Genomic DNA, 16,774 nt, shown 5'->3' with positions numbered 1-16,774 from the left:
TTGAGTCTATGCACGGACAGCGACGAAACCGAACTCAGCAGCCCGGCAGATGCGTTTCTCACACTCCCCCACGCTCAGCCCGACCCGGCCGGAGCGCGCTTGCTCGCTTGTGATGCCACCCTCACCTAAAGTGAGCGCCATGGAGATGGTGAGGACACTCTTCTGCAAGTACGACGGCAAGCCACACCGCCTCCTTGAGTCCATCAATCTCGGCGAGGACGAACACGGCCTGTGGGTGGGTTCCTTACCCGGCTCCCGCGGCCAGCGAGCCGACGGCACCTGGGTGACGATCGACCACCACCGAGTCCGCCTCTACCCCCGAGGCCAATGGTGGAGCGCCCTATTCAACGACACCCCGCACCCCACCCGGATCTATTGCGACATCACCACCCCACCCGTCTTCGGCGTCGACTCGGTCACCACAGTCGACCTGGACCTGGACATCCGCCTCCTGAGAGACGGCACCATCAAAGTCATGGACGAAGACGAATTCCTCACCCACCAAAAGCTCTACGACTACCCGCCCCAAATAGTCGCCACCGCCCAAGCCACCTGCGCCTGGGTAGTAGCCAACATCGCCACCGCCGAGCCTTTCACCACCGTCTACAAGACCTACCTCGAAAACCTCCGGGCCCTAAGCATCACCAGCTAGCCCACTCCTCGACGACAGTCTTCTGTCGGTACTCCGATCCGCTGGGCGGACTCGCTCATCCGAGCACATCTAGCGCACTTTGACGCCGCCGCCTGCGGTCAACCGGCCGAGCATTTCGCGCACGGTGCCGCCCAGGAACTCCAGGTGATCGTCATAGCCGCCGTGGAACGAGCCGTCTGGGCTGAGCACAACGGTCAGGACGCCCCGGGCTCCAACACCGACAGGGAACAGTTTCAGCCTCAGAAACTCCTCGTACTCCTCGACCCGCTCTTTGTAGATCCCGGAGACCGCCAGGGCGGCATCGATCGTCAGGATGTCGCCAAAAGGGCCGAATGGCTCGCCGAAGATCAATCCACCGAACTCCGCCAGCAGTGAGTCGACGAAACCCGGCCACTCATATCCATCGTCGAGATAAGCCTGCCGGTCCTTGTCCGCGTCGACCTGCCGGCCTTCCCGCCAGCCAGCCGCGGGGAGGCACTTCGCGCCCAACTCTTCGAACTCGGCCACTGATTGAGGATTCGGACGGGCTAGGGGTGGCGCAGGCTGTCGTCTGGTGCGCCGAAGCCATTGCATGGCTGGATGGTAGGCGATTCCAGCTCCTGCGATGTCCCTCAGCTCTCCGGGATGATTTTGTAGTTGGGTGGGTTGAGGGTGCCCCACGGGGTTGTTCGGGCGTTGGGTGGGAGCGGGGCGGTATTGGGCATCGGGCCTTTGAGGCAGGCGTTGCACCAGAAGTAGGCGGTGCCGTGGTCGGCGCAGGGGTCGCGTACTTCGAATTCGAGGTGGAGTTGGTACGCGCCGCAATCTGGGCAGGGTTGGGTGCGCAGGGACTCCGGGGCGTGGTGGGCCAGCATGTAGGCGTCCATCCAGCGCTCGTACGGCGTACCGCCCGACGTCAGGCGGACCATGACCTGCCAGGCGGCCCACAGGTCGGCTGCACGGGCCGACTCCTCGGCGAAGGTGTCCGCGGCGTCCAGCGCCTCTTGCAGCAGCATCAGGAGCGCCTGGTCGCGCTCGCGGACCAGCCCGTGTGGCAACGTCACCACCACGGCCAGCGTGGAGCCCTCCTCATCGAAGCCTTCGACCCGCAAACAGGTGAGGTCGCTCGGTCCCCGGAAGGTGACCTCGAGTTCGAGATCGGCCACCAGCCCGTACTCCGCGGCCTCCGCCCGAGCCCCCAGCTCGGCGAGTTCCGTGTCCCAGCCCTCGGTGGCGTCCACCACCGAGAGCACCCGCTCAGCCGTCGCCATGCTGCCCGGCGACCGTTCGTACGTTCATCGGACCATAAGAGAGCTTAGGAGCCGCAGTTGTCGAGGTCTGGGTAGTCTTCGCAGAGTTTCGGTCCTTGCGCATTGCCCGCGTAGAGCCGCAGATCGTCGAGGCGGCCGTTGAATGCCTTGCCGGTCGTACGGGCGGCACCGACCACGGTGTCACCGGCTCGCGGCGGCGTGGCGGCGTACGGGACGGTGGAGCCGTCGAAGGAACGAAGGTTGTCGGTCAGCTCCAGCTTTGTGGTATCGAACTCACCCGACGCAGGGACGTAGGTACCGGCGAGCAGGTGCCACTCGGACAGCGTCTCGCGATCGACCGGCCAGACCGCCAGCGTCTCCGTGGCGGAGGCTGCGTCGCCCCGAGCGAAGATCCATTGGCTGCTGAACTGGTCGACCGGCTTGTACTCCAGCCGCCAGGTGTCCTTCCCGGCCGTCCCCTGGCGAGCGATCACCATCGGCTTGGACGGGTCGGCGATCTTGACCCGGACCGCGACGGTGAAGCTCAGGCTGCCGTCGACGACCGGGCGGTTCAGCGTGACGGACTCGCGGGACTTGCCGGTCAACTGCAGCACCCGGCCGCGCTCCGGGTCGTCGACGAAGGCACCCGACTGGTTGCTCGAGGACCCGACGCCCGCAACGGTGAGGTCGGCTCCGCGGACGGCCTCCGGGGTGTGCCAGACGTTGTTCGAGCCCTTGATCGCGTTGTCCAGCGGCCAGTACGCCGCTACGCCCGCGGCGAGCCGGTCGTGTCCGCTGGCGCCGAGCCGGGGGTCGACCAGCGGCCCGATCTCGCCGGCGACGATCACCCGCTGCCACAGGTTGATCTGATCGAGCGAGCCCGCGAAGTAGCCGGTCAGCGCGCCGGCGTACTTGGCCCGGCCGATCGTGAGCGGTCCGGCGGCGTGCCAGGCGGGAGTGGTCGGAGAGCTAGCGCTCTGCTGAAGACGACCGTTGACGAACAGTTGCAGCGCACCGGTCGCGGCGTCGTAGGTACCGATCAAATGCGTCCAGGCGCCGTTGACGGGCGCCTCTTTGGAGGCTGCCTGGTAGCGGGTCGGGTTGTTCACGTCCGCCGAGGTCCGGGCGAACAGCCAGCGCTTGGCCGACGCGTCGTAGTACAGAACGAACGCGCTGCTGTTCGTACCGCCCACCGCCGCGACCACGCCCGTCTTGCTGGCGTTCGTCGGCCGGGCCCAGGCGGAGATGGTGAAGCTCTTCGAGGTGTCGATCACCGGATCGGCGGTCTCGGCGTAGTCGTCGGTCCCGTCGAGGGCCACCGACCCGAGGATGCGGCCCTTGCCGTCGAGCGCCGCCCCGTTCACGAGGGTCAGCGGATGGGGTACGACAGCGCCGTCGGCGGCCGTCGTACCGGAGCCGTCGTCGAACCCCCACGAACCGACTGCCTTCGGGCGCGGTCCGACGTTGAGACGGAAGTACGAGGTCGCGCTGAACTGCCCGATCTCGTTGTAGCTCTGGACTTCGAGTTGCTGCAGCCCGGGACCGTTCGAGACCAGCGACAGCGTGACGTTCGCGCCGTCGACCTCTTGGGTGATGGAGTTGAAGCGGTAGCGCTGCCGCACCACGTTCGGCGACGTCGTGGTGATCGTGAACGTGATCGGCTCGCCGGTGACCGCGGATTGCGGGCAGGTCGGCTGGTCCAGGCAGTTGAGGATCGCGGCGCCGTTGAAGGTCGCGGTGATCTGCGGCGCGGCCGGTGGTACCGGCGGGTCGTCGAGTGAGCCGGCCGAGGCCTGCAGGCCGGTCAGAGTTGCGATCCCCAGTGTCAACGCAGCAATGACGGCGACTCCGCGCACGCGTCGCCTACCCCACCCGGCCATGTAGTCCTCCCCATCGCCGGCGGCTCGTGTAGTCGCAGGCCGGATCAGCCTGCGGCGTGCAGCGGGCGGTGTCTATCGAAGGGTGGATATTTGCAGCAACGTGCAACGGAGGTAACGCGCGGGGTCAGCGGCCGAGGAGTTTGTATTTGGCTTCGGTTTGGGATTTGGCGGGTTTCCACCAGCTGGGGTTTTCGCGGTACCAGGTGATGGTCGCGGTGAGGCCGGCGGTGAAGTCGTAGGTGGGGAGCCAGCCGAGTTCGGTGCGGAGTTTGGTGGTGTTGTTGGAGTAGCGCAGATCGTGGCCGGGGCGGTCCGGGACGTGGTCGTAGGCGTCGGCGGGCTGGTCCATCAGTTGCAGGATCTGTTCGATGATCTGCTTGTTGCTGCGTTCGTCGCCGGAGCCGATCAGGTAGGTCTCGCCGATACGGCCGTTCGCGATGATGCGGTGGACGGCCTCGTTGTGGTCGTCGACGTGGGTCCATTCGCGGACGTTGTCGCCGGCGCCGTAGAGCTTCGGCCGGTCGCCCAGCAGGACGTTGGTGATCTGGCGCGGAATCAGCTTCTCGACGTGCTGGTACGGGCCGTAGTTGTTCGCGCAGTTGGAGAGGGTGGCGGCGACACCGTAAGAGCGGACCCAGGCGCGGACGAGCATGTCGGAGCTCGCCTTGCTGGCGGAGTACGGGCTCGATGGGTCGTACGCCGTCTGCTCGGTGAACTGCTCGTCCGAGTCCAGCGGGAGGTCCCCGAAGACCTCGTCGGTGGAGATGTGGTGCATTCGTTTGTCGTGGCGACGGACCGCCTCGAGCAGCGTGAAGGTGCCGAGGATGTTGGTCCGGATGAACGGCGACGGGTCGTTCAGCGAGTTGTCGACGTGCGACTCGGCGGCGAAGTGGACCAGTACGTCGGTATCACGGACCAACCCGTCGACCAGCGCGGCGTCGCAGATATCGCCGTGGACGAAGGTGATCCGGTCGGACACCTGGTCGAGGTTGCGCTGGCTGCCGGCATACGTCAGCAGATCGAGCACGGTGATCGCCAGGTCCGGGGACCGCCGCAGCGTGTCGAGGACGAAGTTCGAGCCGATGAATCCTGCCCCACCCGTGACGAGCATCCGCTGCATGCGGTCAGGATAGCCAGCCGATATCCAGCGGCGCGGTGACCGGGCGCGCCGGTACGGTGACGCCATGCGGAACGTCCGGGTGGTCTATCGCAAGTTCGACGAGAAGCTCCACTGGCACCAGTGGATGCAGTACCTGGGCGAGGACCAGTACGGCGTGTGGCTCGGCGCCCCGCCGAACTCGGTCTCCCAGCGCGGCGACGAGCCCGAACTGCACCACGAGCAGGCGCATGTTCAGCTGTTCCCGCGCGACCGCTGGTTCACCGCGATCTTCAACGACGAGCCGCGTTCGACCGAGATCTACTGCGACGTGACCACGCTCGTCGAGTTCAAGGACGACGTCGTCACGATGGTCGACCTCGACCTGGACGTCATCCGCAAGCGCGACGGCTCGATCTACATCGACGACGAGGACGAGTTCGCCGAGCACCAGGTGAAGTACAGCTACCCGCCCGAGGTGATCGAGCAGGCCCAGGCCACCGCCGACTGGCTGGTCACGGCGGTCGCCACCGAAGAGCCTTTCCTCACCGTCTTCAAGACCTGGCTCGACAAGGTCCGCTAGCAGCTCCGCCAACAAACACCGTCCTCCCAGCGTCAACCAGCAAACGACCTGGGGAGGACGACCATGGCAATGCGATGGATCGCGGCCGGAATGGCCGCAGTACTGGTGACCACTGGCGGAGCGGCGCCGACGCCGGCGAAGTACGAGCTGGTCTTCACAGTGATCGGCCCGGACGGCCGGCTCGCGCACGACGCCGAGCTGTTGCTGTCACCGCTCACCGAAGAAGGCGAGGATCCAGGCACGATCACCGTCACGAACGGCCATGCCAGGACGCGGGTACCCAAGGGCCTCTACCTTCTCGACAGCAGCGTGCCGACGGCTGGCGGGGACAGGTACCGACTCGTCCAGCCAGGCCTGCAGGTGAAGGGAAACAAGCCCATCGTCGTAGACACCCGCCTGGCCAAGCCGGTGACCACTACGGTGCCGCGCAAGTCGGCCCGGGTGATGGACAGCATCCAGGTGGATTACATAGCGCGGTTGGGTGACGCCGGGGTGGCAGACACGCTGCACGCCGAGCCAGGGCATCGGTTGTTCACGGCACAGGTCGGCCCGATCCCCGCCGGGATGAGTTTCCAATCCCACATCAGCTCGAACTGGGCCGTCCCTGGGCCGAAGGGCGACTTCGCCGACACGCCCTTCAGCTACGACCTCTCGCAGCGGATCTCGGGCTTTCCGACCGGTTATCAGCGGGTCGTTCGCGAGGCCGGCCTGACGAAGGTCGTCTCACAGCACACCAGAACCTCCGCCCGGCCGCTGCTGAAGGAGGTGTCCTCCTCGGCGGGTGACATTCCCGGAGCGATCGCCGAGTTCCGTTTCCGCCGGTCGGGCACGGTGACGCACTACATGGATCCGGTCCCGTGGGACGTCGAGTTCGTCGAGCTGGGCGGCGGCGATCGGAGCACCGATCTCTTCGGCCTCAACCTACCCACGGCCGACGTCCGCCGATGGAACGCCGCCCCCTTCTATCCCTCCTGGCGCCTACTCGGCCGGGCTGAACGCCAGGAGAACCAGATGACGTTCGATCTGATGTCCCACAGCGATCAGGACGGCCACCCCGGCTACTCGCCCCTCGATACCGAGGCGATGCGGCTGTACGCCGACGGCCGTCTGCTGAAGTCGTCCAACCTGAGACTCGAAGCAGCCGACCTGCCCAGCAAGGCCACCAAATACCGCCTCGAAGTCAACTACTCGCGGCCGAGCTGGTCGCAGCTGTCGGTGCGAGGCTCGGCGGTCTGGACTTTCTCCTCGCAGTCTGTCGTCGGGTACGCGGACCTGCCCTTGCAGACAGTCCGTTTCCGTCCGCAGACCGACGCCGCCAACCTGGTACGCCGTACGCCGCTGACCGTCCTGCCCTTCCAAGCCGACTCTCGCGACGGAGTGCCGCCTCCCAAGTCAGCCAAGCTGCAGTACTCCGGTGACGACGGCAAGACCTGGCGCCAAGCCACCGTGATCCGCAAGAAGAACGGCACCTTCGTCGCACTGTTCGGCACTCCGAAAGGCACCTACATCTCCCTACGGGCCCAGCTCACCGGGACCACAGGAGCCACGGTCGACCAGACCCTGATCCACGCCTACCAACTGAAGTAGCCAGTCAGCGGACCTGGTGCAGCCGCACTGTCACGTCGTCCAAGCGAAGCTGACCGGGAACATGGCCGTCCTGGCCGGCGAACATGTCGGCCACCGGCGAGACCGTCAGGAAGAGCGTCTTCCCCGCCGGTACGTCGACCGCGATCCCTGGCAGGTCAACGGTGCGCCGGGCTCCGTGGACAGGCCTCTTCTCCCGTAGCGGCATCGTGTTGTTCTGCACGATCTTCGCGTCCAGCGGAGTCGTGCCGACGCTCAAGGCGAAGAACGCGGCCGCGTTCGGCACCAGACTGCTCACTCGAGCTCGTACCTGAGGCACCCCGGCCACCGTGATCGGTCCCCGGGCCACAGCAGTCGTCACCGCACCGAGCCGGCCCAGCCGGTATTGCGTATTGACGCCGAGTTGTCGTTGCGTAAGGCAACGGCCATCCGCGGTGGCCAGGTGATAGCTGCCGAAGCCGGTCAGCCCGCTCGCTTCGTGCTTCAGGTTGAGGTCCATGAACCGTTGCTCCAGCGCGCCGAAGTTCGGGCTGCCCAAAGCGATCGAGCAGGGATCCCCCGGCGTGGCGTACCCCGGCGGAACGACGCTGGGCAGCGTGTGACCGGCGTTGTAGCCGACGAAGATCGACCTCGACCGGGCGCGCCCGGTGAGCGCCTTGTCGAAGTTCTGCAGCCCTTGGTTGAGGTTGAACAGGTTGTCCGGCAGCCCATGCCCGATGATCACCGGAATGTTCAGCTTCCGTCCGTGCGCGACCTGCCAGGACGGACCGTTCTGGCGGAAGAACGCATCCAGGTCCCGGCCCGCTTGCCCGGTAGGCCATTGCCCGGTCGTGATCAGCGCGACGAACCCGGCCTGCACTGCCGGCGGCAGATGCGTGCCACCACCCGCGTAGAGCAGCGCCAGCCACATCGTCCGGGCCGCCTCGGACGGCGCCAGGCTCTCCTTGAGATCCCACCAGGTGATCTCAGGCGCCAGCGCGTCGAAGCGAGTCCGGCCCTTCTCCCGCATCTCCGCGAAGGCCCCGGCGAATTGATAGCCACCGCCGTACGAGCCGCCGATCGCGCCGATCAGCGGGTCACCAGGCCGTTGCTTGGTCACCCAGTCCAGCCCGGCGACGAGGTCGACCAACTTGACCACGTCACGCCCCTCGAGATCCGGGTTCATCACATGAGCGACCCCGGTCGATTCCCCGAAGCTGCGCTGGTCGAAGCTCAGTACGCCGTACCCGGCGTCGAGCCACGACTTGAAGGCGGCCGCGTCCTTCGTCCGGCTGCCACCCCAACCGTGACTGTGGAAGATCAGCGGCACTGTATGCGCCGCCGACGCCCCGGCCGGCTGGAACAACGAGTAGCAGATCTTCACCGGCGTCGTCGTGCCCGGCTCAGGCACGCTCGCGACGCACCCGTTGGTCGTGACCGGCCCTGCCGCATGCGCCGGTGCGGCGACGACCACCGACCCGAGAAGCGCGAGGCTGATAGCCGTACGGAAACTGACGCTGCGGGCGAAGCGACTGGACATGCGACCTCCAGTGAGCGGAGCGTGCCGGTGCGCACACGGTAGATGATGGCAGGCCGCTCGGACAGTTCCTGATCTCCGCTGTGGGCGAACCGTGCGACGGCAGCCCGGGTGGCCTGCGACACTGTGCGCGTGGATATCGCGATCGAGATCGTTGCTCTCGTCGCCGTGGTCGCGGCCGGTGCCGCTCTCGCCCGGCGGATCGGGATCTCGGCTCCCCTCTTGCTCGTCGTCATCGGGATCGCCGCGTCGTACCTGCCGTTCGTACCGCGGGTCGAGCTGTCCCATGAGGTCGTCCTGGTTGGCTTCCTGCCGCCGCTGCTGTACTCCGCGGCGATCAAGACCAGCCTGGTCGACTTCTCCCAGCACCGCCGCTCGATCGGCTTGCTGTCGGTCGGCCTGGTCGCGTTCACCGCCGCTGGAGTCGGCCTGGTCGCGTACTGGCTGCTCGGGCCGTCGATGGTCAGCGAGAACCCGCTGCCACTGTGGGCCGCGTTCGCCATCGGCGCCGTCGTCGCGCCGCCCGACGCCGTCGCGGCCACCGCGATCGCCAAGAAGGTCGGTCTCCCCCGCCGGGTCGTCACGATCCTCGAGGGCGAGAGCCTGCTCAACGACGCGACCGCCCTGGTCTGCCTGAACACCGCGATCGCCGCCGCCCTGATCACGCCGACCTTGCTGCACGTCGGTCTCGACTTCCTCCGCGCCGCCGGTGGTGGCGTCGCGGTCGGCCTGGTCGTCGCGATCGTGCTGGCCAAGGTCCGCAAGCGCTTCACCGATCCGGTCCTGGACACCACGCTCAGCCTGACCGCTCCGTTCATCGCGTACGTCGCCGCCGAGAACCACTACGTGCATGCGTCCGGCGTGCTCGCCGTCGTCGTCACCGGCCTGCTGCTCGGCCACAAGGCGCCGATCATCCAGTCGGCGGCGTCGCGGATCTCCGAGCGGACCAACTGGCGAACGTTCCAGTTCCTGCTCGAGAACACGGTCTTCCTGCTGATCGGCCTGCAGACCCGGTGGATCCTCGACGACCTCTCGCAGAGCCCGCTCTCGGCCTGGACCATCGCGGCGGCCACGACCGGTGTCTTCGCGGCGACCGTCCTGCTCCGGCCCATCTGGCTTTTCCCGGTCACTTACCTGTCCCGGCGGATCCTCGGCCGCTCCCGGCCGGGCCCGGTCAGCGTGGGGGCGCTCATCGTGGTGTCGTGGGCAGGGATGCGCGGCGTGGTCACGCTCGCGGCCGTCTTCGTCCTGCCGGAGAACACGCCACATCGCGAGGTACTGGTCTTCATCGCGCTCGTGGTGACGGCCGGAACCCTGCTGCTGCAGGGCTCTACGCTGCCCTGGCTCGTACGCCGGTTGCGCCTGCCCGGCCCCGACCCGGCCGAGGATGCGCTGCAGGAGGCCGCAGTACTGCAGGGTGCTCACCGTGCCGCCGAGCAGACGCTCGACGAGCTCGTCACGCCGAATGACTCTCCCGAGGTTGTCAGCCTGCTCCGGCAGCGCGGCGAGTCGCGCGCCCTGGCCGCCTGGGAACGCCTCGGCCGGGCGGAGACCGATCTGGAGACGCCGAGCGAGACGTACCGCCGGCTGCGGATGGCGATGCTGGAGACCGAGCGGTCACACATCCTCAAGATCCGCGACGACGGTCTGGTCGCCGACGAGGTGCTGCAACGCGCCCAGATGGCGCTCGACATCGAGGAGTCCATCCTCGACCGCTCCGAGGCCGACGACGTCGGCGGTACGTCGGACAACCTCACCGCTCCCCCGACGACGGTCGCCGAGTGCGAGCACCTCGCCTCGGCGCCCTGCGTGCTCACGCCGAACACGCCCGACGGCTGCGAGGAATGCCTGCGCGACGGCGGTACCTGGGTCCACCTGCGGTTGTGCCTGGCTTGCGGTCACGTCGGCTGCTGCGACTCGTCGCCCGCGCGGCACGCGAGCAAGCACTTCGACGAGACCGCGCATCCGGTGATGCGCAGCTTCGAGCCGGGTGAGACTTGGCGTTGGTGCTTCGTAGACGAGAAGCTGGGCTGATGGCGGACTGTCTCTTCTGCTCGATCATCGCCGGTTCGACACCGGCCCACATCGTCTACGACACCCCTGAGGTGCTCGGCTTCCTCGACATCAGGCCGGTCTTCAAGGGCCACACCCTGCTCGTCCCCCGCGAGCACATCCCGACCCTGGTCGAGCTGCCCGACGAGCTGATGATGCCCCTCTTCGGCGCTGCTCGCACCGTCGCGGCTGCGGTCCGTACTGCGTACGACGCCCAAGGGTCCTTCGTTGCCGCCAACAACGTCGTCTCCCAGTCGGTGCCGCACCTGCACGTCCACGTCGTCCCCCGCACGAAGGGCGACGGCCTCCGCGGCTTCTTCTGGCCCCGCACCAAATACGCCGACGACGCCGAGGCAGCGCAGTACGCCGAAAGGCTGCGCAACGCCCTTTAGCTCAGCGGGCGGTCGAGCCGTTGGGACAGCTTTTCGAGGGCTCGGTCGACGGCTACTCGTACTGCGTTGTCCGGGTCCTCTCGAAGTGCTTCGACTGCTGCGGCGTGTTCGTATTCGCCTGCGGCGCCGATGGCTCGTACTGCGGCTGCGCGGACGCGAGGCAACTCGTGGTCGAGCATCGGCAGCAGCGCGTCGACCAGTTGGCCGAGTTCGCGTTGGGCGGTGATGCGGGCTACGTGTTCGCTGACTCGCCAGGCTGGGTCGTCGGCGACTGCGGCCAGGGCTTCGACCACGTCGTCGCGCCAGATGTAGAGGAAGGCTCGGGCCGCCCAGACCCGGATCCAGTAGTAGTTCACCGGGTCGACCGGTTGTGACCAGCCGCCCGGGTTCGCGGAGCCCGTGATCGCCACGAGCTTCGGGAGGTCGGGGCCGTAGGCGTCCTCGCCGGAGATCTCGCCGGTGAGGAAGGCGACGCACCAGTCGATCACCACGTCCTCGCCGTACTTCGCGCAGGCGGCGTGGATCACCTCGCGTGGATGTTCCCGTTCCATGCCCTCAGTCAACCGGACCCGGCCGACAGTTTTCAGCCGCGGGCCAGGATCTCGATCATGAACGCCTTGATCGTGCCGACGCTGGCCTTGCTGCCCGCCCCGGAGAGCTGCACCCCGGTCAGCACACCGGCGTGTTCGACAGCGGCGTACCAGATCGGGATACCGCTGACCGATGCGCCGATCGCGAAGCCCTGGTCGCCGACCCCTTCGAGCAGCTTCTTGCCGCGGGCCTTCTTCGCCTTCGCCTCGCCGATCATCTTCTGCGAGTACGCGGTGTAGAGCGACCCGTCGCCCCGGGTGATCGTGACGACCCCGGGACCGTCCACCGGCTTCACCGTCGCCCAGGTGCAGGTGATGTACGGGCCGTTCTTGCTAGTCACGGCCTTGCGGACCGCTAGTCCGAGCGTCGTGCTGATCTCCGCCGTGCTGAAGATCTCGCAGAGCGGTTTCGGCGGCGCGGTGGACTCCTCCTCGATCGGAGGCAGCGTCGATTCGTCCACCGGCGCACTAGTTTTCGGCCGGATCGTCGGTCCGGCGGTGGTCGGCCCGTACGTGGTCGGCTCCTCGGCCGCACACCCCGCGACAAGCAGAACCGCCGCGAGTACAAGAGCTGGGTAACGCAAGTTTCCCCCCGGAAAAGAGGCCCGGCCGCCCGACCAGGCAGCGACAGCTAACCAGGACTGTATTACGACGAGCGACCAACCCCATTAACAGACCGGTACGGCGTACCCCAGGCGGCAGCCCGGAGTACGCCGTACCGGCAGTGCTCAGTTGGCGATCAGCGACCGCAGCACGTACTGCAGGATGCCGCCGTTGCGGTAGTAGTCGGCCTCACCAGGGGTGTCGATCCGGACCACGGCGTCGAACTCCTTGACCGAGCCGTCCGTGCCGGTGACCTTGACGTGGACGGTCGGCGGTACCGGTCCGTCGTTGAGTGCGGTGACCCCGGTGATGTCGAAGGTCTCCTCGCCGGTCAGGCCGAGGGACTCCGCGTTCTCGCCCTCGGGGTACTGCAGCGGCAGTACGCCCATGCCGATCAGGTTCGACCGGTGGATGCGCTCGAAGGACTCGGTGATGACGGCCTTCGCGCCGAGCAGCGCCGTACCCTTCGCCGCCCAGTCGCGGGACGATCCCGAGCCGTACTCCTTGCCGGCCAGGATGACCAGCGGAGTACCGGCGGCCAGGTACGACTCCGACGCCTCGTAGATCGAGGTGACGGGCGCGTCGTCCTTGGTGAAGTCGCGGGTGAAGCCGCCCTCGGTGCCCGGCGCGATTTGATTGCGCAGCCGGATGTTGGCGAACGTGCCCCGGATCATCACCTCGTGGTTGCCGCGGCGGGAACCGTACGAGTTGTAGTCCTTGCGGTCGACGCCGTGCTCGGCCAGGTACTTACCTGCCGGGCCGTCAGCCTTGATCGAGCCGGCCGGGGAGATGTGGTCGGTGGTGACCGAGTCGCCGAGCTTGGCGAGCACCCGCGCGCCGGCGATGTCGGTGACCGGCGACGGCTCCTTGGCCATCCCGTCGAAGTACGGGGGCTTGCGCACGTAGGTCGAGTCGGCGTCCCAGGCGAAGGTCTTGCCCTCGGGCGTCGGCAGCGACTGCCAGCGCTCGTCACCGGCGAAGACGTCGGCGTAGTCCTTGGTGAACATCTCCTTGTTGATCGAGGAGGCGATCACCTTCTCGACCTCGTCGGCGGCCGGCCAGATGTCCTTCAGGAACACGTCGTTGCCGTCGGTGTCCTGACCCAGCGCGTCGGTCTCGAAGTCGAAGTCCATCGTGCCGGCCAGCGCGTACGCGATCACCAGCGGCGGGGACGCCAGGTAGTTCATCTTCACGTCCGGGTTGATCCGGCCCTCGAAGTTGCGGTTGCCGGACAGTACCGACACGACCGCGAGGTCGGCTTCCTGGACACCGGCCGAGACCTCCTCGGGCAGCGGGCCCGAGTTGCCGATGCAGGTGGTGCAGCCGTAGCCGACCAGGTGGAAGCCGAGCTTCTCCAGGTACGGCGTGACGCCGGCCTTGTCGTAGTAGTCGGTGACGACCTTCGAGCCCGGCGCGAGCGAGGTCTTGACCCACGGCTTGCTGGTCAGGCCCTTGTCGACCGCGTTCTTGGCCAGCAACGCGGCGGCCAGCATGACGGAGGGGTTCGACGTGTTGGTACAGGAGGTGATGCTGGCGATCACGACGTGGCCGTGGTCGAGCTCGACCTCCTGGCCGTTGAGGCTGATCTTGGTCTTCTTGCTCGGCCGGCCGGCGGCGCCCGCACCGTGCGGGACGTGCGGGTCGTCGTTGGTGTGGCCGTGACCGTTCGGGGCGTCACTGGCCGGGAAGCTGCCCAGCTCCGACGGGTCGACGTCGGCCTCGTCGTCGTTGCTCGCGTAGTCGGCCAGCGCGCCGCGGAAGCCTTCCTTGGCCTCGCTCAGCACGACCCGGTCCTGCGGCCGCTTCGGGCCCGCGATCGACGGTACGACCGTCGACAGATCAAGCTCCAGGTACTCCGAGAAGCGCGGCTCGATGTCGGCGTTGTGCCACAGGCCCTGCTCCTTGGCGTAGGCCTCGACGAGAGCGACCTCGTCGTCGCCGCGGCCGGTGAGGCGCAGGTACTCCAGCGTCACGTCGTCGATCGGGAAGATCGCGCAGGTGGAGCCGAACTCCGGGCTCATGTTGCCGATCGTGGCGCGGTTGGCCAGCGGCACCGCCGCGACCCCGTCGCCGTAGAACTCGACGAACTTGCCGACCACACCGTGCTTGCGCAGCATCTGGGTGATCGTCAGTACGACGTCGGTCGCGGTCGCGCCGGCCGGGACGGACCCGGTCAGCTTGAAGCCGACGACCTTCGGGATCAGCATGCTGACCGGCTGGCCGAGCATCGCGGCCTCGGCCTCGATCCCGCCGACGCCCCAGCCGAGCACGCCCAGACCGTTGACCATCGTGGTGTGGCTGTCGGTGCCGACGCAGGTGTCCGGGTACGCCTGGCCGTTGCGGACCATCACGGTCCGGGCCAGGTGCTCGATGTTGACCTGGTGCACGATGCCGGTGCCCGGCGGTACGACCTTGAACTCGTCGAACGCGGTCTGGCCCCAGCGCAGGAACTGGTACCGCTCCTTGTTGCGCCCGTACTCCAACTCGACGTTGCGCTCGAAGGCGTCCTGACGGCCGAAGACGTCGATGATGACCGAGTGGTCGATGACCAGCTCGGCCGGCGCCAGCGGGTTGATCTTGGTCGGGTCGCCCCCGAGCTCGGCGACCGCCTCCCGCATGGTGGCCAGGTCGACGACACACGGCACGCCGGTGAAGTCCTGCATGATCACCCGGGCCGGGGTGAACTGGATCTCGGTGTCGGGCGCCGCGCTCGCGTCCCAGTTGCCGAGCTTGCTGATGTGCTCGGCGGTGATGTTCGCGCCGTCCTCGGTGCGCAGCAGGTTCTCGAGCAGCACCTTGAGCGAGTACGGCAGCGTCTCAGCGCCCTCGATACCCGCCAACCTGAAGATCTCGTACGACGTTCCGTTGACCTCGAGTGCACCCTTGGCACCGAAGCTGTCGACGCTGGCCATCAACCTGCTCCTCTATCCGGTCCTGTATCCGCTGAACCCATCCTGCCGAGCCACCGGCCCGGCCGCGAGGTCAGGCTCCCCTAACCTCGCCCACAAACTCTCTCGACATCAAGATACACGACATCGAGCCACTTCCGCAGGTCCTCACTGCACGAACGCGGCCGCGATCCGCGCGCCGAGGAGTTCCACTTCATCGAGTACGTCGGACGCGCCCCACACCTGATCGCGGACGCGCCGGGTGAGGGGCCGGATCACACCACCCTCATGCAGCTGTTCGATCGCTGAATAGACACTGCTCGTCGACCCGCCGATCGCCTGGACAGCGTCATCGGCGGAGAACACCGGAGCAGCCACGAGGCCGTCCAGCAATCTGGCCGCCGCACTCCCCCGGCGCGCGGTGATCACCAACCGCCAGACCTCGGGCATCGTCAGGATCCGGCCGGCGGTGAGCTGCGACTCGCGCGCCGCGATGGCCGCCGCTGCCGAGAACGCCGAGATGATCGGCTCGATCCGGCCCGCGCGGTAGTCGGTCAACAAGCCGAAGTACTCGTCGCGCCGCGCAACGAGCGCTGACGCGAGTGGCACCACGACCTGCCGGGTCGCGCCGCGGCGTCGCAATACCGCGTTGATCAGCGCACGGCCGATCCGCCCGTTGCCGTCGGTGAAGGGATGGATCGACTCGAACTGCGCGTGCACGATGGCCGCCTGGGCCAGTACCGGCAAGTCGTCGCGATTCGCGAACGAGACCAGGTCTTCGAGGTGTTCCTCGACGGTGTCCGCGGCCGGTGGCACGAACCAAGCGATCCGGGGCGAGTAGTCGCTGCCACCGATCCAGTTCTGCATGTCCCGGAGACGGCCGGCGTAAGCACGCTCGTGCTGGTCGTCGATCATCAGCGCCCGGTGCGCCTTCAAAAGATGCTTCACCTCGATGTCGGCGCCACTCTCGACCGAGTTGATCATCGTCACCAGCGCGTCCGCCGCGGCGACCATCGACGTCGCGGACGCGTTCGACCGGACCCCGTGCAGCGCCCGCGCGAAGTCGTCGACGGAGGCCTCGATCCGCTCGATCTTGGACGACGCAACGGACTCGGTCCGCATCAGCAGCGTCTCCAGACCCTTCAGGTCGGCGCCGTGCGAATGATCGAGCGCGACGATCTCGCGCACGCAGGTCTCCGCGGCCGCGCTCACCGCGGGGGCCAACCGGACCTCCAACTCCGCGATCAGTGGCGGCCGCATGGTGACCACTTCGGTCAGCTTCCGGTCCTCGGACGTCCCCGTCGCTGCGTCTGCCGCCAAGGCCGTACCTCGGGCACGTGAGCAGGCCAGGTCGGTTCGGCCTGATCACCTGTCGCCATCTGCCCCGCCTAAGTCGGAATAGCGCCGGAGTTATTCCGACTTAGGCACTCTAACTCGGAATAGCGTTGCTAGGAGAAGTGGGGCAGGACTTCTGCGGCGATCAGCTCGAGGTGTACCGAGCTTGATCCGGCTCGTCTCGCGGGCCAGCCCGGCCAGCGTGATCCACGAGTCCGTCGGACCCGGCAGACCGTCCCAGCCCTCCATCGCCAGGTAGTGGTCCGACCGGAAGAACGCGTCGAATCCGCACTCCTCCGTCTTGCGGGCAACTGCGAGCAGATCGTCGTACGTGGCGCCCTGCTGCGGTTCGGTGAAGATCCTGAGCAGCATCG

At 67.3% G+C, this 16,774-nt stretch carries 15 protein-coding genes; 5 read left to right on the top strand and 10 right to left on the bottom strand.

What is annotated here, in order from left to right:
* Nucleotides 1-139: 139 nt before the first annotated feature.
* Nucleotides 140-652, top strand: a complete 513-nt coding sequence (locus OHA70_RS29925) for a DUF402 domain-containing protein (RefSeq protein WP_328323120.1) — start codon at nt 140-142, stop codon at nt 650-652.
* A 69-nt stretch (nt 653-721) separates the two neighbouring features.
* Here the strand turns inward: OHA70_RS29925 and OHA70_RS29920 are convergent, their stop codons facing one another.
* The 4 genes from OHA70_RS29920 to rfbB form a co-directional block, all read right to left on the bottom strand.
* Nucleotides 722-1,159 carry an SUKH-3 domain-containing protein gene (locus tag OHA70_RS29920; protein WP_328323118.1) on the bottom strand — a complete coding sequence of 146 codons (438 nt, stop codon included), beginning with the start codon at nt 1,157-1,159 and terminating at the stop codon, nt 722-724.
* 104 nt (nt 1,160-1,263) lie between these two features.
* Entirely contained in the window at nt 1,264-1,902 is a 639-nt protein-coding gene (locus OHA70_RS29915; protein ID WP_328323116.1) for a hypothetical protein, read from the bottom strand.
* Between the two features lie 44 nt (nt 1,903-1,946).
* Nucleotides 1,947-3,737 carry a LamG domain-containing protein gene (locus tag OHA70_RS29910; protein ID WP_328323115.1) on the bottom strand — a complete coding sequence of 597 codons (1,791 nt, stop codon included), beginning with the start codon at nt 3,735-3,737 and terminating at the stop codon, nt 1,947-1,949.
* Between the two features lie 148 nt (nt 3,738-3,885).
* On the bottom strand, nt 3,886-4,881 hold the full coding sequence (rfbB, locus tag OHA70_RS29905; protein WP_328323113.1) for a dTDP-glucose 4,6-dehydratase: 996 nt from the start codon (nt 4,879-4,881) through the stop codon (nt 3,886-3,888).
* Nucleotides 4,882-4,945: 64 nt separating this feature from the next.
* On the opposite strand from rfbB, the gene OHA70_RS29900 reads away from it, so the two are divergent.
* Together OHA70_RS29900 and OHA70_RS29895 are read left to right on the top strand one after the other, a co-directional pair.
* The gene (locus tag OHA70_RS29900; protein ID WP_328323111.1) at nt 4,946-5,440 is read left to right on the top strand and encodes a DUF402 domain-containing protein; all 495 of its coding nucleotides are present in this window, start codon (nt 4,946-4,948) and stop codon (nt 5,438-5,440) included.
* 63 nt (nt 5,441-5,503) lie between these two features.
* On the top strand, nt 5,504-7,027 hold the full coding sequence (locus tag OHA70_RS29895) for a hypothetical protein (protein WP_328323109.1): 1,524 nt from the start codon (nt 5,504-5,506) through the stop codon (nt 7,025-7,027).
* 4 nt (nt 7,028-7,031) lie between these two features.
* On the opposite strand, the gene OHA70_RS29890 is transcribed toward OHA70_RS29895, so the two are convergent.
* Nucleotides 7,032-8,543: a CocE/NonD family hydrolase gene (locus OHA70_RS29890; protein WP_328323107.1), complete on the bottom strand. Its 1,512-nt coding sequence runs from the start codon at nt 8,541-8,543 to the stop codon at nt 7,032-7,034.
* 129 nt (nt 8,544-8,672) lie between these two features.
* Between OHA70_RS29890 and OHA70_RS29885 the strand changes: the two genes are divergently transcribed.
* Nucleotides 8,673-10,574, top strand: coding sequence for a Na+/H+ antiporter (locus OHA70_RS29885; RefSeq protein ID WP_328323105.1), 1,902 nt, complete (start codon nt 8,673-8,675; stop codon nt 10,572-10,574).
* Complete coding sequence (locus OHA70_RS29880) at nt 10,574-10,984, top strand: HIT family protein (protein ID WP_328323100.1); 411 nt, start codon at nt 10,574-10,576, stop codon at nt 10,982-10,984. The genes OHA70_RS29885 and OHA70_RS29880 overlap by 1 nt, the downstream gene beginning before the upstream one ends.
* Here the strand turns inward: OHA70_RS29880 and OHA70_RS29875 are convergent.
* The 5 genes from OHA70_RS29875 to OHA70_RS29855 all read right to left on the bottom strand — a co-directional run bounded on the left by OHA70_RS29875 (nt 10,981) and on the right by OHA70_RS29855 (nt 16,772).
* Nucleotides 10,981-11,535 (bottom strand): HEAT repeat domain-containing protein, encoded by a 555-nt coding sequence (locus OHA70_RS29875; protein ID WP_328323098.1) that lies wholly within the window; start codon nt 11,533-11,535, stop codon nt 10,981-10,983. The two genes, OHA70_RS29880 and OHA70_RS29875, sit on opposite strands and share 4 nt — an antisense overlap.
* A 32-nt stretch (nt 11,536-11,567) precedes the next feature.
* The gene (locus tag OHA70_RS29870; protein WP_328323096.1) at nt 11,568-12,158 is read right to left on the bottom strand and encodes a DUF3558 family protein; all 591 of its coding nucleotides are present in this window, start codon (nt 12,156-12,158) and stop codon (nt 11,568-11,570) included.
* 144 nt (nt 12,159-12,302) lie between these two features.
* Nucleotides 12,303-15,089, bottom strand: a complete 2,787-nt coding sequence (gene acnA, locus OHA70_RS29865) for an aconitate hydratase AcnA (RefSeq protein WP_328323094.1) — start codon at nt 15,087-15,089, stop codon at nt 12,303-12,305.
* Nucleotides 15,090-15,233: 144 nt separating this feature from the next.
* Nucleotides 15,234-16,385, bottom strand: a complete 1,152-nt coding sequence (locus OHA70_RS29860) for a Fic family protein (RefSeq protein ID WP_328323092.1) — start codon at nt 16,383-16,385, stop codon at nt 15,234-15,236.
* A gap of 90 nt (nt 16,386-16,475) precedes the next feature.
* Complete coding sequence (locus tag OHA70_RS29855) at nt 16,476-16,772, bottom strand: LLM class flavin-dependent oxidoreductase (protein WP_328323090.1); 297 nt, start codon at nt 16,770-16,772, stop codon at nt 16,476-16,478.
* Nucleotides 16,773-16,774: the final 2 nt, after the last annotated feature.

Source organism: Kribbella sp. NBC_00382, assembly GCF_036067295.1.
GTDB lineage: Bacteria > Actinomycetota > Actinomycetes > Propionibacteriales > Kribbellaceae > Kribbella.
The sequence above is the reverse complement of the archived record's forward strand: the minus strand, read 5'-3'. Positions and strand labels throughout refer to the sequence as shown.

Excerpts from the sequence above, each read along its gene's own strand:
- OHA70_RS29880 (WP_328323100.1), top strand. The coding sequence starts at position 10,574 with ATGGCGGACTGTCTCTTCTGCTCGATCATCGCCGGTTCGACACCGGCC.
- OHA70_RS29925 (WP_328323120.1), top strand. The coding sequence starts at position 140 with ATGGAGATGGTGAGGACACTCTTCTGCAAGTACGACGGCAAGCCACAC.
- OHA70_RS29855 (WP_328323090.1), bottom strand. The coding sequence starts at position 16,772 with ATGCTGCTCAGGATCTTCACCGAACCGCAGCAGGGCGCCACGTACGAC.
- OHA70_RS29900 (WP_328323111.1), top strand. The coding sequence starts at position 4,946 with ATGCGGAACGTCCGGGTGGTCTATCGCAAGTTCGACGAGAAGCTCCAC.
- OHA70_RS29915 (WP_328323116.1), bottom strand. The coding sequence starts at position 1,902 with ATGGCGACGGCTGAGCGGGTGCTCTCGGTGGTGGACGCCACCGAGGGC.
- OHA70_RS29890 (WP_328323107.1), bottom strand. The coding sequence starts at position 8,543 with ATGTCCAGTCGCTTCGCCCGCAGCGTCAGTTTCCGTACGGCTATCAGC.
- rfbB (WP_328323113.1), bottom strand. The coding sequence starts at position 4,881 with ATGCAGCGGATGCTCGTCACGGGTGGGGCAGGATTCATCGGCTCGAAC.
- OHA70_RS29895 (WP_328323109.1), top strand. The coding sequence starts at position 5,504 with ATGGCAATGCGATGGATCGCGGCCGGAATGGCCGCAGTACTGGTGACC.
- acnA (WP_328323094.1), bottom strand. The coding sequence starts at position 15,089 with ATGGCCAGCGTCGACAGCTTCGGTGCCAAGGGTGCACTCGAGGTCAAC.
- OHA70_RS29875 (WP_328323098.1), bottom strand. The coding sequence starts at position 11,535 with ATGGAACGGGAACATCCACGCGAGGTGATCCACGCCGCCTGCGCGAAG.